This window comes from Streptomyces sp. NPDC087215 (genome assembly GCF_044744885.1).
GTDB lineage: Bacteria > Actinomycetota > Actinomycetes > Streptomycetales > Streptomycetaceae > Streptomyces.
Genome location: NZ_JBIUZD010000001.1, coordinates 908497 through 932180 on the forward strand (window position 1 = coordinate 908497; position 23684 = coordinate 932180).

Consider the following 23684-nt stretch of genomic DNA (forward strand, 5'->3'; position numbering starts at 1 on the left):
TGTCCAGCCTACGCCGGGGGCCTGGTCTCCTCCTCTACGGCGCGGGCGACGACCCGCAGCGCGGTCTCGGCGGCCGGGAACCCGCAGTACACGCCCGCGTGGAGCACGATCTCGCGCAGTTCGGCGGCGGACAGGCCGTTGCGGAGGGCCGCGCGGGTGTGCTCGGTGAGGGCTTCGCGGTGGCCGCCCGCGACGAGCGCGGTGAGGGTGACGACGCTGCGGGTGCGCCGGTCGAGGGCCTCGCGGCTCCACACCTCGCCCCAGGCGTACCGGGTGAGGAGGTCCTGGAAGTCCCCTTCGGGGTCGTCGGCCAGCGCCCGGTCGACATGGGCGTCGCCGAGGACCTCGCGGCGCAGGGCGAGCCCCCGCTCGTACGGGTCGGGCCGCCCCTCCTCCGACGGCTCCGCGAGCGGGGCGGGCTCGGCCGCGGGGACGGCGGGCAGCGGCGGCAGGGTCAGCGGCCCGCTGGTGTCGGGCGCGGTGCCCGCCAGGTGTTCCAGCAGCAGGTCCGTCACGGCGGCGGGCTGCTCGACGGGGGCGAGGTGCGAGGCGCCGGGGACGACGGCGAGCCGGGCGTCGGGGATGCCCGCGACCAGGGTGCGGGCCTCGGCGGGACCGGTGACCTGGTCCTCGGAGCCGACGAGGACCAGCACGGGCACGCCGATCCGGTCCAGGGCCGCCCGGACGTCGAAGACGGCGAGGGCCTCGCAGGCGGCGACGTAACAGGTGGGGTCGGTGGTGCGCACCATCTGGACGGCCCAGTCCACGATGGCGGGCTGCGCCCCGGCGAAGACCGGGGTGAACCACTGTTCGGGGGCGGTCCGCGCCATCGGCTCCAGGCCGTTGGCACGGACGACGACGCCGCGCTGGCGGAACTCGTCGGCGGTGCCGAACCGGGGCGAGGCGGCGACCAGGGCGAGGGAGGCGATCCGGTGGGGTGCGCGCAGGGCGAGGTCGAGGCCGACGGCCCCGCCGAGGGAGCAGCCCGCGTATCCGAAGCGCTGGACGCCGAGGGTGTCGAGGGTGGCGAGCAGCCGGTCGCCGAGTTCGGCGACGGAGCTGAAGGGCTGGGTGGGGGCGCCGCCGTGCCCGGGAAGGTCGAACCGGACGACCCGCCAGTCCTTGGTGAGTTCGGGGATCTGCCGGTCCCACATGTGGAAGGTGGTGCCCAGCGAGGGTCCGAGGACCAGGACGGGAGCGTCGTCGCGTCCGTCCACGCGGCATTGCAGGGTGGTGTTCGTCGGTGTCTCACTCACCCTTTTACGCTCCCACATCCACCGCGCGGACAGGGATGGGGGGTTGGAACGCCCGGATCTGTCATGGTTCGTTCGGTCCGGGGGCGGGCCGTACGGGCGGGCCTGGAGGAGGGCGTGGCCGGGGCCGGAGGAGTGCGTGGCGGGCCGGGGCGGGCTCGGAGCAGTGCGTCGGCCGGGTGCCGGAGCGGGCTCGGACCCGGCCGGAGCCCGTGTCACTTGCCCGGCGTCTCGTCCCCCTCGGCCCACAAGGAGCGGACGTGGCCCAGGTGGCGGGTGATGCAGGCTTCGGCGCCTTCGGTGTCGCCCGCGAGCATCAGGTCGAGGAGTTCCAGGTGTTCCTCGGCGGAAGGGATGAGGTCGCCGCGCTCGTCGAGGGCGGTGAGCCCGTACAGGCGGGAGCGCTTGCGGAGGTCGCCGACCGTCTCGACGAGGCGTTCGTTGCCCGCGAGGCCGAGCAGGGTGAGGTGGAAGAGGCGGTCGGCCTCCAGGTAGCCGATGAGGTCGTGGTCGCGGGCGGCGCGCACGATCTCCTCCGCGACGGGCCGCAGTGCCTCCAGGTCCTCGCGGGCCGCGGTGCGGGTGACGAGGACGACCGTCGGGATCTCGATGAGCGCGCGGATCTCGGTGAACTGGTCGAGGTCCCGCTCGTCGACCTCGGTGACCCGGAAGCCCTTGTTGCGGACGGGCTCGACCAGGCCCTCACGGGCCAGGTCGAGCATCGCCTCGCGGACGGGGGTGGCGGAGATCCCGAAGTCCTCGGCCAGGGTGGGCGCCGAGTACACCACGCCCGGACGCAGCTCGCCGGAGATCAGGGCGGCGCGCAGGGCATGGGCGACCTGGTCGCGCAGCCGCTCTCGGGAGGCGTTCAGGTCGCGGTGGGTCAGGTGCCCCATGACGGTGGTGGTCCCTTCGGTTCGGTCTCCTTCACCACCGTACGATGTCACGTCGTGGCGCCCTCGGGTGCCAGGGTGTACGTCCGGGACGAGGTGTAGAACTCCAGGGCCGCCCTGCCCTGCTCCTTGGGGCCGTGTCCGGACTGCTTGGAGCCGCCGAACGGCAGGTGGAAGTCGACGCCGGTGGAAGGGGCGTTGACCCGGATCATGCCGGTGTCGAGCAGGTCCAGGCCGTACAGGGCCGCGTCGAGGCTCCCGGTGTGGACCGAGGTGACGAGGCCGTACGGCACCGAGTTGGTGATCCGTACCGCGTGGGCGAGGTCGTCGGCGGGCAGCAGGGCGGCGACGGGACCGAACACCTCCTCGTTGAGCAGCCGGTGGCCCGGCGGGACCTTCTCGACCAGGGTCGGGGCCGCGTACCAGCCGGGGGCGTCGGGGACGGTGGCGCCGGCGAGGGCGGAGAGGCCCTGCCAGGCGTCGGCGACCCGGTCGCGGGCGCTCTCGTGGACGAGCGGTCCGCAGACCGTGGCCGGGTCGGCGGGGTTGCCGACCCGGATCGCCCGGAAGGCCTCGGCGAGGGCCTCGCGGAGCGGTTCGAGGGCGGCGCCGACGGCGACGATCCGGCTGGTGGCGGTGCACTTCTGGCCCGCGAACCCGGCGACGGCGGCGGCGATGTGGGCGGCGGCCCGGCCGATGTCGGCGTCGGGCAGGACGATCGCCGCGTTCAGTCCGCCCATCTCCGCCTGGGCCGGGATGCCCCGGGCCGTCGCCGCGCGGGCCACGGCCCGGCCGACGGGGGTGGAGCCGGTGAAGGAGACCACGTCGGCGGCGGAGACGAGCGCGTCGCCCTCGGTGGCGCCGCCGGGCAGCAGGGTGAACACCCGCTCGGGCAGGGCCCGCCCGATGATCTCGGCGAGCCGCTGGGCGCAGGCGGTGGCCTCGGGGGCGGGCTTGAGGACGACCGCGTTGCCGACGGCGAGCGCCGGGGCGGCCTTCCAGCTCGGGATGGCGAAGGGGAAGTTCCAGGGGGTGACGAGTCCGGCGACGCCGTACGGGCGGCGGCGGCTGAGGAGCAGTCCGGCGCCCGCCGCCGTCTCGTGGACGGCGCCGGTCGGCTCGTACGGGGCCTGGGCGTAGTAGTGCCAGATCGCGGCGGCGCGGGCGATCTCGGCCCTGGCCTCGGTGAGGGGCTTGCCGACCTCGCGGACGGCGAGCGCGGCGAGCTCCTCGGCCTCGGCCTCCAGCGCGGTGGCGACCGCGCCGAGGGCGGCGGCGCGGGCGGCGGCCCCGCCGCGCAGCCAGCCGGGCTGGGCGGCGCGGGCCCGTTCGACGGCGTCGGCGGCGGCGAAGGCGCCGGGGGTCCGCAGGCTCACGACGATGTCGTCGGGGTCGGCCGGGTTGCGGGAGACCAGGGTGGTGGTGTCGGTGGTCACAGGAGGAAGCCTCCGGGGAAGGGGTCGTCCGGGTCGAGGAAGTACTGGGCGGTGCCGGTGATCCAGGCGCGGCCGGTGACGGTCGGGACGACGGCGGGCAGGCCGCCGACCTCCGTGTCCGCGACGAGACGGCCGGTGAACCGGGTGCCGATGAAGGACTCGTTGACGAAGTCGCGGTCGAGCGGGAGTTCGCCCCTGGCGTGCAGCTGGGCCATGCGGGCGCTGGTGCCGGTGCCGCACGGGGAGCGGTCGAACCAGCCGGGGTGGATGGCCATGGCGTGCCGCGAGTGGGTGGCGTCGGAGCCGGGGGCGGTGAGGTAGACGTGCTTGAGTCCGGCGATCTCGGGCCGGGTCGGGTGCACGGGCCGGTCCGGGGAGGCGTTGATCGCGTCCATCACGGCGAGTCCGGCGGCGAGGAGGTCGTCCTTGCGGTCGCGGTCGAACGGCAGCCCGAGCTCGTCGAGGGAGACGAAGGCGTAGAAGTTGCCGCCGAAGGCGAGGTCGTAGCCGACCTTCCCGAGGCCGGGGACGTCCACGGCGCGGTCCAGGGCGACGCTGAAGGCGGGCACGTTGGTGAAGGTGGCGGACTTCGCGGCGCCGTCCTCCACCAGGACGTCGACGGAGACGAGACCGGCCGGGGTGTCGAGCCGTACGGTGGTGACGGGTTCGGTCACCGGGACCATGCCGGTCTCGACGAGGACGGTGGCGACCCCGATGGTGCCGTGTCCGCACATCGGCAGCAGGCCCGACACCTCGATGTAGAGGACTCCGTAGTCGGCGTCGGGGCGGGTGGGCGGCTGGAGGATCGCGCCGCTCATCGCCGAGTGGCCGCGCGGCTCGAACATCAGGAGCGTCCTGAGGTGGTCCAGGTGCTCGATGAAGTGGAGCCTGCGCTCGGCCATGGTGGCGCCGGGTATGACACCGACGCCGCCGGTGACGACCCGGGTGGGCATTCCCTCGGTGTGGGAGTCGACGGCGTGGAAGACGTGACGCGTACGCACGGAGTTCCTTTCGGTGGGCGGGCGGGTCGGCCGGGCAGCCGGTGGCCGGGGGGTGTCCCCGGCGACCGGCCCGGCGGCCGGGGTCGTCAGCGGTGGCCGTCGGCGACGGCCTTCTCGCTGGCGGTGCGCACGGCGGCCTCGGTGCCTCCGACGAGCGGGAGCCTCGGGGGCCGGGAGCCGCCGCCCTTGCGTCCGGCGATGTCCATGGAGAGCTTGATGGACTGGACGAACTCGACCTTGGAGTCCCAGCGCAGCAGGGAGTGCAGCGAGGAGTAGAGCGAGCGGGCGGTGGTGAGGTCGCCCGTGACGGCGGCGCGGTACAGCTCGGCGCAGCTGGCGGGGAAGGCGTTGGGGTAGCCGGCGATCCAGCCGACGGCACCGGCCAGGGCCAGTTCCAGGAGGACGTCGTCGGCGCCGATCAGGAGGTCGAGCTCCGGGGCGAGTTCGACGATCTCGTACGCCCGGCGGACGTCGCCGCTGAACTCCTTGACGGCCACGATCGAGCCCTCGCCGTGGATCTTGGCGAGGAGGGCGGGGACGAGGTCCACCTTGGTGTCGATGGGGTTGTTGTAGGCGACGACCGGGATGCCGGTCCGGGCCACGTCGGCGTAGTGGGCGACGACCGCGCGCTCGTCGGCGCGGTAGGCGTTGGGCGGCAGCAGGAGGACCGAGCCGCAGCCCGCCTCGGCGGCCTGCTCGGCCCAGCGGCGGGACTCGGCGCTGCCGTAGGCGGCGACGCCGGGCATGACGCGGGCGCCGTCGCCCGCGGCCTCGACGGCGGTGTGGACGACCCGGGAGCGCTCGTCGGGGGTGAGGGTCTGGTACTCGCCGAGGGAGCCGTTGGGGACGACGCCGTCACAGCCGTTGGCGATGAGCCAGGCGACGTGCTCCGCGTAGGCGTCGTAGTCGACGGAGAGGTCTTCCCTGAAGGGCAGGGTGGTGGCGACCATGATTCCGCGCCAGGGGTGTTCGGTGGTCCAGGCGGTGGTGGCGTTCATCTCGACGACCTTTCTGTAAGGTGTGACATTTTACTAGGAGGGACGGGGAAGCCCGCAAGGGGTTTCCATGGACTTTCAGGGTTTCCCCGCGGGGAATGACGGGGGGTCCGGTGGGGCTCGTGCACCACTGCCCGGTTACGCACCGGGTCAGGGCGGTTGCGGCTGATGTTCGCCGGTCTTGGCCGGTATCGGCCGGTTGTTGAAGGGTCGGGCGGGCCGAAAGGGCCGACCCTCGGGGGGCCGGACGCTTTTCGGGAGGGCGGCGGCGGTTGCGGGCCGCCCGCGCGCTCGGGGCTTCGCCGAGGACCGTCGCCGGGGCTTCGTCCCGGGACAGGGAGGGTCTCCCCCGCGACCGAGAGGCGGCTCCGTGAGTGCCTCGGGAGTTCCGCTCCACGAGGGGGTGGCGAGCCCTGGGAGCCGCCTCTCCGCGAGAGCCCGACCCGGGCCCCGGGAGGCCGTCCCGGGAAGGGTCCTACCGGGTCCCGGGCGGTGGCTCGGCGGCGGCGTCCAGCGCGGCGAGCGCCGACAGCGGTACGGGTACGGCGAGCGGACGGCGTTCGGCGGGCGGTTCGGGAGCGCCGCCCCCGGCCGCCAGACACGCCACGGCCGTACCGCACATACGGCCCTGGCACCAGCCCATCCCGGCCCGGGTCAGGAGCTTGACGGTCCGGGCGTCCCGCGCGCCCAGTTCGCCGACCGCCTCGCGGACGCGGCCCGCCGGGACCTCCTCGCAGCGGCAGACGTCCGTCCCGTCGGTCAGCCAGCCGGTCCAGCCGCGCCCCGGGGCGTGGGCGGCGGACATCACGTCGGCGAAGGCGCGCATCCGGTCCCGGCGGCGGCGCAGCGCGCCGACGGCGGGGCCCCCGGTGCGGCGCCCGAGGAGACGGGCGGCGATCGCCCGGCCCGCCAGTTCTCCCTCGGTGCGGGCGAGTTCCGCGCCGCCGACGCCGCCGGTCTCCCCCGCCGCCCACAGCCCCGGCACCGAGGTCTCCTGGGAGTCGTCCAGGTCGAGGCCGAGGGTGCCGTCGGGCAGGGCGCGGGTGGCGCAGCCGACGGCGGTGGCCAGCTCGATCTGGGGCACGAGCCCGTGCCCGACCGCGAGGGCGTCGCACGCGATCCGGCGCCCCGTCCCCGGCAGTGGCCGCCAGTCGCGGTCCAGCCGGGAGACCGTGACGGCCTCCACCCGGTCGGTGCCGTGCACCTCGGTGACCGCGCTGCGGGCCCGTACCGGCACCCGGTGGCGGGCCAGGGCCGCGCCGTGCGTCAGGGCCTCGACGGCCTTGTGCGGGTTGGTGACGAGGGCGCGGGGCGCACGGGCGTACCGCAGGTACCCGGCCGCCTCGACCACGGCCGGGACCCGGGCGCCCGCGGCGGCGAGGGAGGAGGCGACGGCGAGCAGCAGGGGTCCGCTGCCCGCCACGACGACGCGGCGGCCGGGCAGGACGAGCCCGGACTTGAGCATGGCCTGGGCGCCTCCGGCGCCGACGACGCCGGGCAGGGTCCAGCCGGGGAAGGGCAGTTGGCGTTCGTAGGCCCCGGTGGCGAGCAGCAGCGCGCGGGCCCTGATCCGTACGGGCGTCTCGTCGGCCCCGTCGGCGCCGGTGAGGGCGTGCGCGGTCCAGGTGCCGTCGGGCTCCCGTACGACGGACCACACGTGGTGGCCGGTCAGGTGTTCGGCGGTGCTGCCCGCGAGGCGGCGGCGCAGGTCGGTGAAGGCGGACCAGTCGTGGTGCAGCGCTTCGGGCCGGACGGCGCCGAGGGCGGGCGCGGGATGCCGGTAGAACTGGCCGCCGGACTGGGTGGAGGAGTCCAGGAGGGCGACGGAGAGGCCGAGTTCGGTGGCGGCGACGGCCCCGGCGAGCCCGGCGGCCCCGGCCCCGACGACGACGAGGTCCCGGAGGGCGGCGGGGGCGCCGGTGCTCGTGCTCGCGTTCCCGTTCTCAGACGCCGAGGTGGTCATGGCCGTGTCCCTCCTGGGTCGTGACGGTGTCGCCGGGGCGGGCCGGGACCAGGCAGGCGCGGCGGTTGGGGGTGCCGTTGACGGTGGCGAGGCAGTCGTAGCACTGGCCGATGCCGCAGAACGCGCCGCGCGGCCGTCCTCCGTCGCGGGTGGTGCGCCAGGCCAGGATGCCCGCGCCCCACAGGGCCGCGGCGACGGTCTGGCCGGGCAGGACGGTGACCGGGCGGCCGTCGAAGGTGATCTCGAACGGCGGCTCGGGGCGGGCTCCGACCAGGTCGGCGGGGGTACGGGGCACGGGCCCTCCTCTCGGGACGACGGGGGCGCGGGTCAGGCCGCGGGGGCGGGGAAGCGGTCGGGGCGGAACGGGTGGATGTCGAGGGGAGGCGCGGTGCCGGTGAGGCAGGCGGCGACGATCTGTCCGGTGACGGGGGCGAGGCCGATGCCCGCGCCCTCGTGCCCGCAGGCGTGCAGGAGCCCGGGGACCCGAGGGTCGGGTCCGACGGCGGGCAGGTGGTCGGGCAGGTAGGGCCGGAAGCCGGGGTAGGCGCGGATGGCCCGTACGGTGCCGAGGACGGGGAAGAGGGCGGTGGCCCCGGCGGCGAGGCGGCGGAGCACCTCGGTGGACAGGCTCCGGTCGAAGCCGACGCGTTCCCTGCTGGCGCCGATGAGGACGGGCCCGGCGGGGGTGCCCTCGACGACGGCGGAGGTCTGGAGGGCGGCGGAGCCGCTGGCGACGTCGGCCACGTAGTCGGCGGCGTACACCTTGTGGCGGACGACGCGGGGCAGGGGTTCGGTGACGAGGACGAAGCCCCTGCGGGGCAGGACGGGGAGGTGGACGCCCGCGAGCGCGGCGACGGCGCCGCCCCAGGTCCCGGCGGCATTGACGACGTGGGGGGCGTGGATCTCGCGGGTGGCGGTCCGTACTCCGCGGACCGCTCCGTCCGCGCCGGTGAGGAGCGCGGTGACCTCCTCACCGAGCGCGAGCCGGACCCGGTCGCCCGCGCCGCCGAGCAGTCGCGCGGCGGCGTGGGCGGGCATCACCTGGGCGTCCTGCGGGTAGTGGAAGCCGCCGGTGAGGCCCGGTGCGAGATGGGGCTCCAGATCGTGGAGCCGGTCCCCCGGCACCTCGTGGGCGACGACACCGGCCTTCCGCTGCCGGGCCGCGAAGGCGCGGAGGGCGTCCATCCCGGTCTCGCCGGAGGCGACCACGAGCCCGCCCTTGGCCTCGTACTCGACGGACGGCGGGAGCCGGTCGGCGAGTTCGGTCCACAGCGCCGTGGACAGCAGGGCCAGGTCGAGTTCGGGGCCGGGCTCCTTGTCGGAGACCAGGAGGTTGCCCTCGCCCGCACCGGTCGTGCCGCCCGCGACGGGACCGCGGTCGACGACGGTGACGGTGAGGCCGGAGCGGGCCGCGTAGTGGGCGCAGGCTGCGCCGACCATGCCGGCGCCGATGACGATGACGTCCGAGGTTTCTCTCGTGGGCACCGCAGTAATATTTCACATTGCACTAGACCTGCCAAGACCCCGACACGGAGCATCTCCGATGACGGGGCGCCCGGGGAACGGCCCCCGGACACGGATCCGTAACGTCCTTCCCGATGCCTTGTCAGTGCAATTTCACATTACTATGTTACCGGTCACATTCCAGCTCGCACCTCGGCGCACACCCTGGCCCGCGGCTGTCCCCCTGCTCCCCGGAGTGACCACCCATGAACAAGCGCACCCGCACCCTGGCCACCGCCCTGGTGACGACCCTGGCCCTCGGCGCGACCGGCTGCTCCGGCGCCGCGAAGACCGGCGGCGAGCGCCCCGGCAAGAACCCCGCGACCGCCAACCTCGGCACGGTCCTCGGCGGCACCCCGCAGAAGGGCGGCACCCTCACCGTCCTGTCCAACCAGGACTTCACCCACCTCGACCCCGCCCGCAACTGGGTCATGGGCGACATGGACTTCGGCACCCGCCTGCTCTACCGCACCCTCGTGACCTACCGCGCCGCGGCCGGCCCCCGGGGCAGCGAACTCGTCCCCGACCTCGCCGAGAACCTCGGCGTCCCCTCCAACGGCGCCAGGACCTGGACCTTCACCCTCAAGCCCGGCCTGAAGTACGAGGACGGCACCCCCATCACCTCGCGGGACGTCAAGCACAACGTCGAGCGGTCCTTCTCCCCCGACCTGCCCGGCGGCCCCGACTACGCGGCCCGCTACCTCGCCGGGGCCGAGGGCTACCAGGGCCCCGCCACCGGCAAGCACCTCGCCTCCGTGAAGACCCCCGACGACCGGACCGTCGTCTTCGAACTCCGGACCCCCTTCGCCGAGTTCCCCTACGCCGCCACCCTGCCCACCTTCGCGCCCGTGCCCCCGGCCCAGGACAAGGGCCCCCAGTACGACAACCGGCCCTTCTCCTCCGGCCCGTACAAGATCGAGAGCTACGCCCGCGACAAGCAGCTGGTCCTCGTCCGCAACACCCACTGGACCCCCGGCACGGACACCGTCCGCAAGGCGTACCCGGACAAGATCGTCGTCACCATGGGCCTCAAGGCCAACCAGATCGACGACCGGCTCGTCGCCTCCACCGGACCCGACGCCTCCGCCGTCCCCTGGGACAAGCTCCGCCCCGAGTCCACCCCCAAGGTCCTCACCGTGCCCGCCGTCCGGGCGCGCCTGCTCGCCGAGTCCACCAGCTGTACCGAGATGGTCCAGATGCACACCGGCCGCGCGCCCTTCGACGACGTCCGGGTCCGCAAGGCCCTCCAGTACGCACTGGACCGCGAGGCCGTTCTCACCGCCTCCGGCGGTCCCGCGCTCAACGACCCCGCCACCGCCCTCATGCCCGGCTTCCTCTTCGGCGGCAAGCAGCCCGACACCCTCGGCATCCCGCTCACCGGCGACGTCGACAAGGCCAAGCAGCTCCTCAAGGAGGCAGGGAAGGCCGACGGCTTCAGCACCTCCCTCACCGTCTCCAACGGCGACAAGGCCGTCGGCGAGGCCGTCCAGCAGTCCCTGGGCCGCGCCGGGATCAAGGTCACCATCGAGACCGTCGACCCGTCCGCCTTCTACGACACCATCGGCGACACCAAGAACCGCACCGACCTCGTCTACACCGGCTGGTGCCCCGACTACCCGTCCGGCTCGACCTTCCTGCCCTTCGTCTTCGACGGCCGGTACATCAAGGAGAAGGGCAACTCCGGCAACCACTCGCTCTTCCGCGACGACGCCACGATGAAGCGCATGGACGAGATCGCCGCCATGCCCGACGCCGTCCCGGCGGGCAAGGCCTGGCGGGAGCTCGACGGACAGATCCTCGCGAAGGCGCCCACCGCGCCCGCCGTCGTCGAGCGCAAGCCCCTGCTCATCGGCACCAACGTCGCCGGAGCCTTCGGCCACGTCTCCTACGGCGGCCAGCTCGACTACGCGACGGTCGGCCTCAAGGACCCCTCGAAGAGCGCGAACTGAGAACCGGGCCCGATGACCACCACCTCCGCACCTCCCGTACGCGGCGACGGCGCCCTGCGGCTCGTCCGCGCCGAACTGCGCCGCCGCCCCGCCGCCCGCCTCTCCCTCAGTGTGGTCGCGCTCCTCGCGCTCCTCACCGTGGCCGCCCCGCTGATCGCCCCGCTGGGCGGCTGGGGCCCGGACGAGTTCGACAGGAGCGCCATCGACCCCTATCTCGGCGGCCTGCCCCTCGGGCCGCTCGGCGGGGTCTCCCCCGAGCACTGGCTCGGCGTCGAACCCGTCACCGGGCGCGACCTGTTCGCCCGGGTCGTGCACGGCGCCCAGGTGTCCCTCCTCATCGCCTTCTCCGCGACGGCCATCGTGGTCGTCGCGGGGACGGCGGCGGGCATCGCCGCGGGCTACTTCGGCGGCCGGACCGACACCGTGCTCTCCCGCCTGATGGACCTCACCATGTCCTTCCCCTCCCTCATCTTCATGATCGCGATGATGTCGGTGGCGCGGGACGTCAACCGGATCGTCCTCATGACCGCCGTCATCGGCCTCTTCGGCTGGCCCGGCATCGCCCGTGTCGTCCGGGGCCAGACCCTCTCGCTCAAGCACCGCGAGTACGTCGACGCCGCCCGCGTCGGCGGCTCGGGCCCCGGGCGCATCCTCGTCCGCGAGATCCTCCCGGGCGTCGCGGGGCCGGTCATCGCGTACACCACGCTCATCGTCCCCGGGATGATCGCCACCGAGGCCGCCCTCAGCTACCTCGGCGTCGGCGTCCGCCCGCCCACCCCCTCCTGGGGCCAGATGATCGCCGAGAGCGTCGCCTACTACGACACGGACCCCATGTACTTCGCCGTCCCGAGCCTCTGCCTCTTCCTCACCGTGCTCGCCTTCACCCTGCTCGGCGACGCGCTCCGCGACGTCCTCGACCCCCGGGGAGGCGGCGCGTGACCGCCTACCTCGGCCGTCGTCTCCTCGGTGTGCTCGGCGTGCTCGTCGCCATCGCCGCCGTCACCTTCGCCATCTTCTACGTCCTGCCCTCCGACCCCGCCGCCGCGGCCTGCGGCAAGTCGTGCAGCGCCGACCGGCTGGAGGCCATCCGCGCCAACATGGGCCTCGACGCGCCCCTGTGGCGCCAGTTCGCCGACTTCGTCACCGGCATCTTCACCGGCCGCACCCTGGGCACCGGCCAGTACGCCCTGCGCTGCGACTTCCCCTGCCTCGGCTACTCGTACGAGAACAGCCAGGACGTCTGGGGGCTCCTCGTCGACCGGCTCCCGGTCTCCGCGTCGCTCGCCCTCGGCGCCGCCGCGCTGTGGCTGCTGCTGGGGCTCACCGCCGGAGTCACCGCCGCCCTGCGCAAGGACACCCTCACCGACCGGGCCCTGATGGTCGGCGCGGTCGCCGCCGCCTCGCTGCCGGTCTACTTCACCTCGGTGATGCTGATCTACGGCTTCATCAGGACCACCGGACTGCTCCCCTACCCGCAGTACGTGCCCTTCGGCACCGACCCGCTCTCCTGGGCCTCCAACCTGCTGCTGCCCTGGCTGGCCCTGGCCCTCCTCTACGCCGCCATGTACGCCCGGCAGAGCCGGAGTTCGATGATCGAGAGCATGGCGGAGCCGTACATCCGCACGGCCCGCGCCAAGGGCCTCCCGCGCCGGACCGTGGTCGTCAAGCACGGGCTGCGCGCCGGGATGACCCCGATCCTGACCATCTTCGGCATGGACCTCGGCGGGCTGCTCGCGGGCGCGGTCATCACCGAGTCCATCTTCGGACTCCCCGGCGTCGGGCGCCTCTTCTACGGCGCCCTGTCCACCGGGGACCAGCCGGTCGTCCTCGGCGTCACCCTGCTCGCCGCCACCTTCATCGTCGTCGCCAACCTGGCCGTCGACCTGCTGTACGCCGTCGTCGACCCGCGAGTGAGGTACTGATGGCCGACCCCGGCTCCCTCCTGTCGGTACGGGACCTCAGCGTCACCTTCCCGACCGAGCGCGGCCCCGTCCGGGCCGTCGACTCGCTCTCCTTCGACGTGCCGCCCGGCCGGACCCTCGGCATCGTCGGCGAGTCCGGCTCCGGCAAGTCGGTCACCTCCCTCGCCGTCATGGGCCTGCACACCCGAGCCGAGGTCACCGGCTCCGTCACCCTCTCCGGGCGCGAACTGGTCGGGCTGCCCGACCGCGAGCTGAACACCCTGCGCGGGCGCCGGATGGCCATGATCTTCCAGGACCCGCTGTCCAGCCTCCACCCCTACTACACCGTCGGCGAGCAGGTCGCCGAACACCACCGGGTCCACTTCGGCTCCCGGCGCGCCGCCGCCCGCGAGCGGGCCGTGGCGGCGCTCGCCGAGGTCGGCATCCCCGAGCCCCGGCGCCGGGCGGGCGAGTACCCGCACCAGTTCTCCGGCGGGATGCGCCAGCGCGTGATGATCGCGATGGCCCTGGTCTGCGAGCCCGACCTGCTCATCGCCGACGAGCCCACGACCGCCCTCGACGTCACCGTGCAGGCCCAGATCCTGGACCTGATCGCCCGTCTCCAGCAGGACCGGGGCCTCTCCGTCGTCATGATCACCCATGATCTGGGGGTGGTCGCCCGGGTCGCCCACGACGTGCTCGTGATGTACGGCGGGCGGGCCGCCGAACAGGCCCCGGTGGACGCCCTGTTCGCGTCCCCCGCGCACCCCTACACCCAGGGTCTGCTCGACTCGCTGCCCCGGCTCGACGACCCCGACGACGTCCCGCTGCGGGCCATCCCGGGCAGCCCGCCCTCCCTGCTCGAACCGGCACCCGGGTGCGCGTTCGCGCCCCGCTGCCCCCGGGCCGCCGCCGGCACCGCCGGGGAACGCGCCCGCTGCGAGGACGAACGCCCCCTCCTCGGCGGCCCGGAGGGCCACCCGGCCGCCTGCCACTTCCCCGCGTACGAAGGCGCCGCCCCATGACCACCAGCCCCCCGCCCCTCCTCAGCGTGCGGGACCTCACCATGACGTTCCCGGGCCGCCGCAGGGGCTCGGCCCCGGTCCGCGCCGTCGACGGCGTCGGCTTCGACGTGGCCGAGGGCGAGACCCTCGGTCTGGTCGGCGAGTCCGGCTGCGGGAAGTCGACCACGGGCCGCGCGATCGTACGGCTCCTGGAACCGACCTCCGGGAGCGTCACGTACGACGGACGGGACATCAGCCGGCTGTCCCAGCGCGCGCTGAAGCCGCTCCGCCGCGACCTCCAGATGGTCTTCCAGGACCCGCACTCCTCCCTCAACCCCCGGCAGACCGTGGCCCGGATCATCTCCGACCCGCTGCTCGTCCAGGGCGAGTCGGCGGCCTCGGCGCGGAAACGGGCCGTGGAGCTGATGGAGCTGGTGGGCCTCATCCCCGAGCACGTGGACCGCCACCCCCACGAGTTCTCCGGCGGGCAGGCCCAGCGCATCGGCATCGCCCGCGCCCTGGCCACCGGTCCCCGGCTCGTGGTCGCCGACGAACCGGTCTCCGCCCTCGACGTCTCCGTCCAGGCGCAGATCGTCAACCTCATGGAACGGCTCCAGCGCGAACTCGGCCTCGCCTACCTCTTCATCGCCCACGACCTGTCCGTGGTGAAACGGGTCTGCGACCGGGTGGCCGTCATGTACCTCGGCCGGATCGTCGAGATCGGCACCAAGGAACGGGTGTACGGGGCCCCCGCGCACCCCTACACCCGGGCGCTGCTGTCCGCCGTGCCGCTGCCCGACCCGGCGGCCGAGCGGCGCCGGGAGCGGATCACCCTGCTCGGCGACCCGCCGAGCCCGGCCGCTCCCCCGCCGGGCTGCACCTTCCATCCGCGCTGCCCCAAGGCGCGGGAGATCTGCCGGACGGAGGCACCCGCGCTGCGGATCGCGGCGCCCGGCGAGGCGCGGGAGGTCGCCTGCCACTTCCCCGAGGGCTCCTGAGCCCGCGCCGAAGTGCCCCGGTCCCGCCGTGCGGCGGGACCGGGGCACCTGTGTGTGTTCAGCCCTCGCGGGCGGCCAGGTACAGGGCGGTGGCGAGGGCCAGGTCCTCCCAGGCCATGCCCACGCTCTTGAAGAAGCGGGGGCGGCCCTCCCGCGGCGTCCGGCGGCCGGTCACCAGGTCCGCGAGGTCGCCGGTGACATGGCCGGGCCCGATCGCGCCCTCGGCCATCGGCACCAGGAGGTCGCCCGCCTCCCGCAGCGCCGCGGAGCGGGCCTCCACGTAGACCTCGGAGCGGACCACGAGCGCGGTGTCGGTCTCCCGGGCCTCCGGTTCGTGCGAGCCGACCGCGACGACGGTGGCGCCGGGCGCCACCAGGGTCCCGTCGAAGAGCGGTTCACGGGCCGTGGTGCAGCAGACGACCAGATCGGCCCCGGCGACATCGGCGGGCGTGCCGGTGCGGGCGGGGACGCCGAGGTTCCGCGCGTATCCGGTGAGGGCGCGGCCCCCGGCCTCGTTCCGGGCGACGACCACGGTCTCGGCGACCTCACGGACGGCCAGGACGGCTTCGAGGTGCGCGTACGCCTGCGGTCCCGAGCCGAAGAGGAGCAGGCGCAGGGGCCGGTCGGCCGGGGTGAGGGCGCGGACGGCGAGGGCGGAGACGGCCGGGGTGCGCAGTTCGGTGAGCGCCGGTCCGTCGAGGAGGGCGAGCGGGCGCAGATCGGCGCCGTCGAGGAGGAGGTAGGAGCCGGTGATGCGGGGCAGGCCGCGGGCGGCGTTGCCGGGGGCGACTCCGACGATCTTGACTCCGGCGTAGGAGTCGAAGGCGGCGGGCATCATGAGGATCTCGCCCGCCGGGACGGGGACGGAGGTGCGGTGCGGTGCGGCGTCGGGGTCGAATCCGGTGCGCAGGACGTCGGCGAGGACGTCGGTGGCGGCGGCGGGTCCGAGCAGCCGGGCGGTGGTGGCGGCGTCGATGAGGAGGGGTGCGGTCACAGCAGGAATCCTGCTCCCAGGGTGTCGTCGGGGTCCAGGAGGAAGGTGTGTTCCCCGGTGCGGTGAGTGGTTCCGGTGACCTCGGTGATGCCGTGGGCGAGGAGGCGGCCGGTGAAGGCGGTGCCGACGACGGACTCGTGGTGCAGGGTGCCGCCGGGGGCGATCCGGCCGTCGTCGCCGAGCAGGAGGAGGCGGGCGGAGGTGCCGGAGCCGCAGGGCGAGCGGTCGATCTGGCCGTCGGCGAAGACGGTGACGTTGCGCTGGGCGGGGCCCTCGGGGGTGTCGGGCAGGTCCTCGTGGAGGATGACGCCGTAGACGTCGTGCCCGGGGAGGGCGGCGCGGATCTCGCGTCCGGCGCGGACGAGGTCGGGCAGGGCGGGTACGGAGACGCCGAGGCCGAGCGCGCGGGCGGCGACGGAGACGTAGAGGGCGCCGGAGTCGGCGAGGTCGGCGCGGACCGTGCCGAAGGTGGTGGTGACGGGGACCTCGCGGGCCAGGACGCGGCCGGGGACGTTGCGGAAGGTGACGGCGGTGGTGCGTCCCCCGGCGCGGTGGACGGTGGCGGTGACCCGGCCGGAGGGGACGTCGACGCGGACGGGGACGGTGCCGTCGTCGGGGGCGGGGACGCGTCCGGTGTCGACGGCCCAGGCGCCGAGGGCCATCGTGCCGTGGCCGCAGGCGGTGGAGTAGCCGTCCTTGTGCCAGAAGAGGACGCCGAAGTGGGCGCCGTCGTCGTCGGGCGGCACGATGAAGCCGCCGTACATCCCGGCGTGGCCGCGCGGTTCCCGGGAGAGCAGGCGGCGCAGGTCGTCGAGGGGGCCGGGGCGGGGGTCGGTGCCGGTGCCGCCGGGGCCGAGCGCGGTGGCACGGCGTTCGGCGACGGTGTCGCCGGGGACCGGGGGCAGGTCCGCGTGGACGATCCGGAAGGGCTCGCCCGCGGTGTGGTAGTCGGTGGTGCGGACCGTGTACGGGATGGTGCTCACGAAGGACGGCCTCCGGGGTGCGGGAACGGGGAAGGGAAACGGGCCGGCCCTCCCCCGTGGAGGGCCGGCCCGGGGCGGGCCGGTCGTGGTGCGCACGGCGGGTGCGTCGGCCGCGCCAGACCCTATGTACCTAGCATAGTAATGTGACATTGCACTTACAACCCCTGGGAACCCTCCGGCCGCCCCGCGTCACCCGGGGCTCAGGGGTTCGTCGACGAGACCGCGTACACCCGGGGGAACGCCGGGTCCGTCAGGTCCACCGTGATGTGGGTGGTCGGACGCGGCTCCTCGCGCGCCACCGTGGTCCCCGCCCAGTCCATGCCCTCGGCGAAGGTCCACCCGGCGATCTCCGTCTCCCGCTCCCCCACCGTGATCCGGCCGGGAGTGAGCGCCGCGCGGCTGGTGCCCGACTCGGCGAGGAAGGCGTCGAGCCCGTACGCGGTCGTCCTGAACTCCACGTACAGCCGGCTCGTCTTCCAGTTGCTGGTCTCGTAGTAGGCGACGCCCCACGCCCCGGACGGGACCGGGACCTCGAAGACCCGGCGCTTCATCTGCGAGGGCCAGTTCTCCTGGAGCCCGGTCACCGAGGACTCCCGCTCCTTGTCCCGGCCGCTGTCCCTGCTCTGACCGGCGGAGATGACGAGGTACCCGGCGGGGATGCCGACGAGCAGCACGATGATGACCGCCGTCAGCCAGCGGCGGCGGATCATGTGCCGACGGTCCTCGGGCATCCTCTCCCTCGACGGGCGGGGCGGGGTGGACTGGCGGGGCACGGTCATGGAGCGGGGTCCTCGGGGGGACGGGCGGTCCGGCCCACGGGTCCGTTGCGCAGGACCTGGGCGTAGCGCTCGTAGCGCTCGTACCGCTCCACCCGGCGCCGGTTGGCCCGGCGGAAGCGGCGGGCGACGAGCCGGGCCAGGTCGGCGGCGCCGACCATCCCCGCCTCGGGACCGAGCTGGGCGCGGGCGATGCGGGCCTCGGGCCGGTAGCCCCGGCCGGTGAGATGACGGCGGAAGGAGTCCCGCGCGGGGCCGATGAGCAGGTCGTCGGCGGCCGAGACGCCACCGCCGATGACGAAACAGGAGGGGTCGAGGGCGGCGGCCAGGTTGGCGATGCCGACCCCGAGCCACTGACCGATGTCCTGGAGCAGCTCGATGCACATGGCGTCGCCGTCGCGGGCCAGCTCGGTGATGAGCGGGCCGGTGATCTCGGGGATGCTCCCCTTGACCCGCTCGATGAGGCCGAAGGCGACCGGGGAGTCGGCGGCGGCCAGCTCACGGGCCTCGCGGACCAGGGCGTTGCCCGAGCTGTACTGCTCCCAGCAGCCCCGGTTGCCGCAGGGGCAGCGGTGCCCGCCGGGCACCACCTGCATATGGCCGAATTCCCCCGCGACCCCGTACTTGCCGCGCTTGACCTGGCCGTCCTGCAGGATGGCGCCGCCGATGCCGGTACCGAGGGTGATCATGACGAGGTGGTCCTCGCCGCGTCCCGCGCCGAAGCGCCACTCCGCCCAGGCGGCGGTGTTGGCGTCGTTGTCGACCATCACGGGGACGGCGAGACGGCTCTGGAGGGCGTCGCGGAGCGGCTCGTTCCGCCAGGCCAGGTGCGGGGCGAAGAGGACCGTGGCCCGCTCGGCGTCCACCCACCCGGCAGCGCCGATGCCCACCGCGTGCACATCGTGCCGGTCGGACAGGTCGAGGACCAGTTCGACGATGGTGTCCTCGACGACCTTGGGGCTCTTCGACTTGTCCGGGGTCTCCGTGCGGAGCTTCTCCAGGATGTTGCCGTCGGCGTCGACGACACCGGCCATCACCTTCGTACCGCCGATGTCGATGCCGACGGTCGGCACCCGGGGGGCCGTCAGGTGGGAGCGCCGCTCCCGGGTGCCGACGGTCCGCAGCACGGTGCCGCGGGCGGAGCCCCGGTGGGCGAGGTCACGGTAGGTACTCATCGGCTCCGATTCTGCCAGGTGGGGTGTGTGGGGGCCGTTACGTCGCGGAGGGCCGTTCCAGTTCGTGGCGCAGGTCCTCCAGCTCGCTGCCGCCGGCCATCTGCCGGGTAAGCTCGTCCAGCGTCACGGAGCCCTTGGCGTGGCTGCCCGCCATCACACCCCGCTTCAGCAGGATGAATCGGTCGCCGACGAGATAGGCGTGGTGCGGGTTGTGCGTGATGAGGACCACGCCGAGGCCCTGGTCACGGGCGGCGGCCACGTACTTCAGGACCACCCCGGACTGCTTGACGCCGAGGGCGGCGGTCGGCTCGTCCAGGACCAGGACCTTGGCGCCGAAGTGGACGGCGCGGGCGATGGCCACGCACTGCCGCTCGCCGCCGGAGAGCGTGCCGATGGGCTGGTCCACGTCCCGCAGGTCGATGCCCATGCGCAGCAGCGCCTCACGGGTGGTGTCCCGCATCAGACCGACGTCGAGACGCCGGAAGGGGCCCGAGCCCCTGGTCGGCTCGGAGCCGAGGAAGAAGTTCCGCCACACCGGCATCAGGGGGACGACGGCGAGGTCCTGGTAGACGGTGGCGATGCCCCGGTCCAGGGCGTCGCGCGGGTTGGCGAGGGTGACCTCCTCGCCCTCGATGCGGAACGTTCCGGCATCGTGCCGGTGCAGCCCCGCGACGATCTTGATGAGGGTGGACTTGCCCGCGCCGTTGTCGCCGAGGACACAGGAGATCTCGCCCGCGCGGACCTCCAGGGAGACCCCTTCGAGGGCGCGGATGTTCCCGTAGTACTTGCTGACGTCGTCCAGCTCGACGAGGGGAGGGGTGCCGGTCGTCACTTGGTGGCCTCCACGCGCTTGCGGATCCAGGCGTTCAGCAGGGTCGCCAGGAGGAGCATCGCGCCCAGGAAGAACTTGAACCAGTCCGGGTTCCACTCGGCGTACACGATGCCCTTGCTGGTCATGCCGAAGATCAGGGCGCCGACCGCCGAGCCGATGGCGGAGCCGTAGCCGCCGGTGATCAGACAGCCGCCGATGACCGCCGCGATGATGTAGATCAGTTCGTTGCCGACGCCCTCGCCCGACTGGACGACGTCGAAGGAGAACAGCAGGTGCTGCCCCGAGATCCAGGCGCAGAACGCCACGCCCATGTAGAGACCGATCTTCGTCCGGTAGACCGGGACGCCGACCGCGCGGGCCGCGTCGGCGCCGCCGCCGACCGCGAAGATCCAGTTGCCGAAGCGGGTGCGGAGCAGGATCCAGGTGGCGAGCGCGACCAGGGCCAGCCACCACAGGACGGTGACCTTGAACTCGACACCGCCGATCGTCACCTGCGAGGCGAAGAGCGCGCGGGCGGAGGAGAAGCCCTCCATGTCGGCGATGGTCTTGGTGGAGACGGTGCCGCTGATCAGCTTGGTGAGGCCCAGGTTCAGACCGGTCAGCATGAGGAAGGTGCCGAGCGTGATGATGAAGCTGGGCAGTTTCGTCCGGGTCAGCATGAAGCCGTTGAAGACGCCCACGGCCAGGGTGACGAGCAGCGAGACCCCGACCCCGACCCAGACGTTCGCCGTCATCTGGTAGCTGAACATCGACGAGACCAGGGCCGAGCTGGTGACCAGCACGCCCGCCGACAGGTCGAACTCGCCGCCGATCATCAGCAGGGCGACCGGGACCGCCATGATGCCGATGGTGGAGGCCGCGTAGAGCACGGTCCCCAGGCTCGCGGGGCGCAGGAAGCTGTCGGCGGCCACCGCGAAGAAGACGAAGACGCCGATCGCGCCGACGACCGAGCCCAGCTCGGGGCGGGCCAGGAGCTTCTTCAGCGGGGTGGTGCGCAGCAGCCGTTCGTCGACGTGGTCGATCCCGGACGGTGGGGCGGTGGAACTCATCGGGTGCCCCGATCCGCGTACTCCAGGAGCCTGCCCGCGTCCTTCCGGGTGATGATCTGCGGGCCGGTGAGGACCGGCTTGCCGCCGCCGAGGACGTTGGCGTTGTAGCGGTACAGCCAGAGCAGGTCGACGGCCTCGTACCCCTGGAGGTACGGCTGCTGGTCGACGGCGAAGCCGAGGGTGCCCGCCTCCAGCGCGGCGGCGACCTTGGCGTTGAGGTCGAAGGTGTCGATCTCGGCCTTGCTCCCGGCGCTCTTCGCGGCCTGCACGGCGGTGTCCGCGAAGGGCGCGCCGAGGGTGACGACGGCGTCCACGGCCTTGTCGGACTGGAGCTTGGCCTCGATGGACGCCTTCACGTCGGGCATGTTGGTGCCGTCGACGTAGAGGTTGACCAGTTCGCCGTCGAAGGTCTTCTTCGTCCCGGCGCAGCGCTGCTCGTGGCCGACGTTGCCCTGCTCGTGCAGGACGCAGAGGGCCTTCTTCTTGCCGCGCGCGTTCAGCTCCTCGCCGACCGCCTCGCCCGCGACGGTCTCGTCCTGGCCGATGTGGGTGAGCGCGCCGTACGCCTTGGACTGCGCGGCGCCCGAGTTCACGGTGATCACCGGGATGCCCGCCTTGACGGCCTTCTCGACGGACGCCTTCATCGCGTCGGGCTTGGCGAGGGTCACGATCAGCCCGTCGACGCCCTTGGCGATGTACGAGTCGATCAGCTGCGCCTGCTGCTGGGACTCGTCGCTGTGGGCGTACAGGAAGTTGATGTTGTCCTTGACGGCGGCCTGCTTGGCGCCCTTCTGGACGATGTCCCAGAAGGTGTCGCCGTCGCCCGAGTGGGTCACCATGGCGAAGGTCCAGCGGGGGGTGTCGACGGCCGCCCTGCCCTGGGCCTCGGCCGCCCTGCGGGCGTCCTCCGCCCGCTTTCCGCCGGTGCTGCTGCACCCGGCGAGCGCCCCTGTGAGCGCGAGCGCGAGCACGCCGCCGATGACGGCGCGTACCCCTGCTGTCCGAAGCCTGGTCACGAGGCGGTGCCCTCCTTTGTGTCCTTCTGCGTGCATTGCAGTATCGGTCATGCGGGTCGTGGCACTCGCCGGGGGGCCCTCCCACGGCCTACGGACGGACCATCAGCCGGAACTCGAAGGAGTAGCGGGCGGCCCGGTAGAGATGGGAACCGTACTCGACGGCCCGGCCCTTGTCGTCGTAGCTGACGCGCTCCATGGTGAGCAGCGGGGCGCCCGCCCGCTCGTCGAGCGGCGCGGCCTCGGCGGCGGTCGCGGCGCGGGCGCCGACGGACTGCCGGGCGCTGTGCAGGGTCACGGCGGCGGCGCGGAGCAGCCGGTAGAGGCCCGTTCCGGACAGGTCGGCGCCGGGGTCCAGGAGTCCTGGCGGCAGGTGGTTGCGCAGATACGCGACCGGTTCCCCCCGGGCGGTGCGGAGCCGCTCCAGATAGTGGACCTCGCTGCCCTCCGGTACGCCGAGGGCCGCCGCTACGGGTCCGGTGGCGGGTTCGAGGCGGTCGGCCAGGACCCGGGTGGCGGGGCGCTGTCCGGCGGCGTCGAGATCGTCGTAGAGGCTGGTCAGCTCCAGTCCCCGGCGGACGCCGCCGGGCACGACCTGGGTGCCGACGCCCCGGCGGCGGACCAGCAGGCCCTTGTCGACGAGGGTGCGGATGGCCTGGCGGACGGTGGGGCGGGAGAGCCCCAGGCGGGTGGCGAGGTCGATCTCGTTGCCGAGGAGGGTGCCCGGGGGCAGCGTCCCGTCCTCCACGGCGCTCTCCAGCTGCCGGGCCAGCTGGTAGTAGAGCGGGACCGGGCTGGTGCGGTCCACGGAGAGCGGGGGCAGGGCTGAGCCGGACTGCTTGGACACGGGGGGAGCGTAGCCCGGGTGGTTGATGACGGGAAGTCGTGACGTCCGGTTGTCCTGACAAATCCTTGACATCGGGGACGGCACGGCTCCACGGTGGGGCCATGCGCATCGGACTCATCGGTACGGGACGGATCGGGAGCTTCCACGCGGGGGTGCTGGCCCGGCACCCGGAGGTCGGGGCGCTGGTCGTCACGGACGCGGACGCCGCCCGCGCGGCGGGGGTCGCGGCGACGCTCGGGGTGCGTGCCGCGCCGGACGTGACGGCCCTGTTCGCGGAGGGCCTGGACGCGGTGGTGATCGCGTCGGCGACGGCCGCGCACGCGGAGCTGATCGTCCGTGCGGCGGAGGCAGGTCTCCCGGCCTTCTGCGAGAAGCCGATCGCCCTGGACGTGCCGGGCACGCGGGCGGCGCTGGCGGCGGTGGCCGGGGCGGGCACCCGGCTCCAGCTGGGGTTCATGCGCCGCTTCGACGAGGGGTACCGGGCGGCGCGCGAGGCGGTCCGCTCGGGGCGGCTCGGCCGGCTGCACACCGTACGGGCGGTGACGTCCGACCCGCGCCCGCCGCCCGCCGCGTACCTGCCGCTCTCCGGCGGGCTCTTCCGGGACTGTCTGGTGCACGACTTCGACATCGTCCGCTGGGTGACCGGGCGGGAGGTCGTGGAGGTGTACGCGACGGGCTCGGACGGGGGTCCCGGCGCGTTCCGGGAGGCCGGTGACGTGTCCACGGCGGCAGCGGTGCTCACCCTGGACGACGGCGCTCTGGTCACGGCGACCGCGACCCGGTGCAACGGCGCCGGGTACGACGTGCGGATGGAACTGGCGGGCGACCGCGACCAGCTGGTGGTGGGCCTGGACGAGCGCACCCCGCTGACCTCGGTGGAGCCGGGTGCCCCGGCCGCGCCGGAGAAGCCGTGGCCGGGGTTCCTTGAGCGGTTCGGCCCCGCGTACGAGGCGGAGCTGGACGCGTTCGTCCGGCTCGTACGCGGGGAGGTCCCCAATCCGTGCGACGGGGCGGAGGCCCTGGCCGCCCTCCGGATCGCGGAGGCCTGCGAACGCTCCCGGCGGGAGCGGCGGCCGGTCCCGGTGGACGCTCCTTAGGGGTGGTCCACGGTGCCGGCGG

At 73.8% G+C, this 23684-nt stretch carries 22 protein-coding genes; 6 read left to right on the forward strand and 16 right to left on the reverse strand.

Features of this window, described 5'->3' with window-relative positions; all coding sequences use genetic code 11:
- Positions 1-8 precede the first annotated feature (8 nt).
- The 8 genes from ACIO92_RS03900 to ACIO92_RS03935 all read right to left on the reverse strand — a co-directional run bounded on the left by ACIO92_RS03900 (position 9) and on the right by ACIO92_RS03935 (position 9026).
- Positions 9-1274, reverse strand: coding sequence for an alpha/beta fold hydrolase (locus tag ACIO92_RS03900; RefSeq protein ID WP_402280927.1), 1266 nt, complete (start codon positions 1272-1274; stop codon positions 9-11).
- Positions 1275-1468: 194 nt separating this feature from the next.
- Positions 1469-2149, reverse strand: coding sequence for a GntR family transcriptional regulator (locus ACIO92_RS03905; RefSeq protein ID WP_366445179.1), 681 nt, complete (start codon positions 2147-2149; stop codon positions 1469-1471).
- Positions 2150-2196: 47 nt separating this feature from the next.
- Entirely contained in the window at positions 2197-3582 is a 1386-nt protein-coding gene (locus ACIO92_RS03910) for an aldehyde dehydrogenase family protein (RefSeq protein ID WP_402280925.1), read from the reverse strand.
- Complete coding sequence (locus ACIO92_RS03915; protein ID WP_366445177.1) at positions 3579-4583, reverse strand: proline racemase family protein; 1005 nt, start codon at positions 4581-4583, stop codon at positions 3579-3581. Before ACIO92_RS03915 ends, ACIO92_RS03910 begins: the two co-directional genes overlap by 4 nt.
- 86 nt (positions 4584-4669) lie before the next feature.
- Positions 4670-5581 (reverse strand): dihydrodipicolinate synthase family protein, encoded by a 912-nt coding sequence (locus ACIO92_RS03920; protein ID WP_402280923.1) that lies wholly within the window; start codon positions 5579-5581, stop codon positions 4670-4672.
- Between the two features lie 472 nt (positions 5582-6053).
- Complete coding sequence (locus ACIO92_RS03925; protein ID WP_366445175.1) at positions 6054-7541, reverse strand: NAD(P)/FAD-dependent oxidoreductase; 1488 nt, start codon at positions 7539-7541, stop codon at positions 6054-6056.
- Positions 7522-7836: a (2Fe-2S)-binding protein gene (locus ACIO92_RS03930; RefSeq protein ID WP_351780388.1), complete on the reverse strand. Its 315-nt coding sequence runs from the start codon at positions 7834-7836 to the stop codon at positions 7522-7524. The genes ACIO92_RS03925 and ACIO92_RS03930 overlap by 20 nt, the downstream gene beginning before the upstream one ends.
- 32 nt (positions 7837-7868) lie before the next feature.
- On the reverse strand, positions 7869-9026 hold the full coding sequence (locus ACIO92_RS03935) for an NAD(P)/FAD-dependent oxidoreductase (protein WP_402280921.1): 1158 nt from the start codon (positions 9024-9026) through the stop codon (positions 7869-7871).
- 224 nt (positions 9027-9250) lie between these two features.
- Here ACIO92_RS03935 and ACIO92_RS03940 point away from each other — a divergent pair, with 224 nt between their 5' ends.
- Genes ACIO92_RS03940 through ACIO92_RS03960 form a run of 5 tightly spaced genes read left to right on the forward strand, consistent with a single transcriptional unit; the run spans position 9251 to position 14896 of the window.
- On the forward strand, positions 9251-10993 hold the full coding sequence (locus ACIO92_RS03940) for an ABC transporter substrate-binding protein (protein ID WP_402058468.1): 1743 nt from the start codon (positions 9251-9253) through the stop codon (positions 10991-10993).
- A gap of 12 nt (positions 10994-11005) precedes the next feature.
- On the forward strand, positions 11006-11932 hold the full coding sequence (locus tag ACIO92_RS03945; RefSeq protein ID WP_402280919.1) for an ABC transporter permease: 927 nt from the start codon (positions 11006-11008) through the stop codon (positions 11930-11932).
- The gene (locus ACIO92_RS03950) at positions 11929-12915 is read left to right on the forward strand and encodes an ABC transporter permease (RefSeq protein ID WP_366445171.1); all 987 of its coding nucleotides are present in this window, start codon (positions 11929-11931) and stop codon (positions 12913-12915) included. The genes ACIO92_RS03945 and ACIO92_RS03950 overlap by 4 nt, the downstream gene beginning before the upstream one ends.
- Positions 12915-13919 carry an ABC transporter ATP-binding protein gene (locus tag ACIO92_RS03955; RefSeq protein ID WP_366445170.1) on the forward strand — a complete coding sequence of 335 codons (1005 nt, stop codon included), beginning with the start codon at positions 12915-12917 and terminating at the stop codon, positions 13917-13919. Before ACIO92_RS03950 ends, ACIO92_RS03955 begins: the two co-directional genes overlap by 1 nt.
- Positions 13916-14896 carry an oligopeptide/dipeptide ABC transporter ATP-binding protein gene (locus tag ACIO92_RS03960; protein WP_366445169.1) on the forward strand — a complete coding sequence of 327 codons (981 nt, stop codon included), beginning with the start codon at positions 13916-13918 and terminating at the stop codon, positions 14894-14896. Before ACIO92_RS03955 ends, ACIO92_RS03960 begins: the two co-directional genes overlap by 4 nt.
- Positions 14897-14954: 58 nt before the next feature.
- Here ACIO92_RS03960 and ACIO92_RS03965 read toward each other — a convergent pair whose 3' ends face one another.
- The 8 genes from ACIO92_RS03965 to ACIO92_RS04000 all read right to left on the reverse strand — a co-directional run bounded on the left by ACIO92_RS03965 (position 14955) and on the right by ACIO92_RS04000 (position 22565).
- Positions 14955-15890: an ornithine cyclodeaminase family protein gene (locus tag ACIO92_RS03965; protein ID WP_366445168.1), complete on the reverse strand. Its 936-nt coding sequence runs from the start codon at positions 15888-15890 to the stop codon at positions 14955-14957.
- Positions 15887-16873 (reverse strand): proline racemase family protein, encoded by a 987-nt coding sequence (locus ACIO92_RS03970; RefSeq protein ID WP_366445167.1) that lies wholly within the window; start codon positions 16871-16873, stop codon positions 15887-15889. The genes ACIO92_RS03965 and ACIO92_RS03970 overlap by 4 nt, the downstream gene beginning before the upstream one ends.
- Before the next feature lie 200 nt (positions 16874-17073).
- A complete protein-coding gene (locus ACIO92_RS03975; RefSeq protein WP_366445166.1) occupies positions 17074-17652 on the reverse strand; it encodes a hypothetical protein in 579 nt (192 codons plus the stop codon).
- Positions 17649-18824 carry an ROK family glucokinase gene (locus tag ACIO92_RS03980; protein ID WP_366445165.1) on the reverse strand — a complete coding sequence of 392 codons (1176 nt, stop codon included), beginning with the start codon at positions 18822-18824 and terminating at the stop codon, positions 17649-17651. The genes ACIO92_RS03975 and ACIO92_RS03980 overlap by 4 nt, the downstream gene beginning before the upstream one ends.
- A gap of 37 nt (positions 18825-18861) precedes the next feature.
- On the reverse strand, positions 18862-19656 hold the full coding sequence (locus ACIO92_RS03985) for an ATP-binding cassette domain-containing protein (protein ID WP_366445164.1): 795 nt from the start codon (positions 19654-19656) through the stop codon (positions 18862-18864).
- A complete protein-coding gene (locus tag ACIO92_RS03990) occupies positions 19653-20705 on the reverse strand; it encodes an ABC transporter permease (protein ID WP_351780410.1) in 1053 nt (350 codons plus the stop codon). Before ACIO92_RS03990 ends, ACIO92_RS03985 begins: the two co-directional genes overlap by 4 nt.
- Positions 20702-21721: a sugar ABC transporter substrate-binding protein gene (locus ACIO92_RS03995; RefSeq protein ID WP_351780412.1), complete on the reverse strand. Its 1020-nt coding sequence runs from the start codon at positions 21719-21721 to the stop codon at positions 20702-20704. The genes ACIO92_RS03990 and ACIO92_RS03995 overlap by 4 nt, the downstream gene beginning before the upstream one ends.
- Positions 21722-21809: 88 nt before the next feature.
- Positions 21810-22565 (reverse strand): GntR family transcriptional regulator, encoded by a 756-nt coding sequence (locus ACIO92_RS04000; protein WP_401237610.1) that lies wholly within the window; start codon positions 22563-22565, stop codon positions 21810-21812.
- 101 nt (positions 22566-22666) lie between these two features.
- On the opposite strand from ACIO92_RS04000, the gene ACIO92_RS04005 reads away from it, so the two are divergent.
- Complete coding sequence (locus ACIO92_RS04005; RefSeq protein ID WP_366445162.1) at positions 22667-23662, forward strand: Gfo/Idh/MocA family oxidoreductase; 996 nt, start codon at positions 22667-22669, stop codon at positions 23660-23662.
- The last annotated feature ends 22 nt before the right edge of the window (positions 23663-23684 follow it).

Bases quoted from the DNA above. Each gene is read 5' to 3' on its own strand.
- ACIO92_RS03900 (WP_402280927.1), bottom strand. From the start codon at position 1,274: ATGTGGGAGCGTAAAAGGGTGAGTGAGACACCGACGAACACCACCCTG.
- ACIO92_RS03905 (WP_366445179.1), bottom strand. From the start codon at position 2,149: ATGGGGCACCTGACCCACCGCGACCTGAACGCCTCCCGAGAGCGGCTG.
- ACIO92_RS03920 (WP_402280923.1), bottom strand. From the start codon at position 5,581: ATGAACGCCACCACCGCCTGGACCACCGAACACCCCTGGCGCGGAATC.
- ACIO92_RS03925 (WP_366445175.1), bottom strand. From the start codon at position 7,541: ATGACCACCTCGGCGTCTGAGAACGGGAACGCGAGCACGAGCACCGGC.
- ACIO92_RS03940 (WP_402058468.1), top strand. From the start codon at position 9,251: ATGAACAAGCGCACCCGCACCCTGGCCACCGCCCTGGTGACGACCCTG.
- ACIO92_RS03945 (WP_402280919.1), top strand. From the start codon at position 11,006: ATGACCACCACCTCCGCACCTCCCGTACGCGGCGACGGCGCCCTGCGG.
- ACIO92_RS03955 (WP_366445170.1), top strand. From the start codon at position 12,915: ATGGCCGACCCCGGCTCCCTCCTGTCGGTACGGGACCTCAGCGTCACC.
- ACIO92_RS03960 (WP_366445169.1), top strand. From the start codon at position 13,916: ATGACCACCAGCCCCCCGCCCCTCCTCAGCGTGCGGGACCTCACCATG.
- ACIO92_RS03975 (WP_366445166.1), bottom strand. From the start codon at position 17,652: ATGACCGTGCCCCGCCAGTCCACCCCGCCCCGCCCGTCGAGGGAGAGG.
- ACIO92_RS03980 (WP_366445165.1), bottom strand. From the start codon at position 18,824: ATGAGTACCTACCGTGACCTCGCCCACCGGGGCTCCGCCCGCGGCACC.
- ACIO92_RS03990 (WP_351780410.1), bottom strand. From the start codon at position 20,705: ATGAGTTCCACCGCCCCACCGTCCGGGATCGACCACGTCGACGAACGG.
- ACIO92_RS04005 (WP_366445162.1), top strand. From the start codon at position 22,667: ATGCGCATCGGACTCATCGGTACGGGACGGATCGGGAGCTTCCACGCG.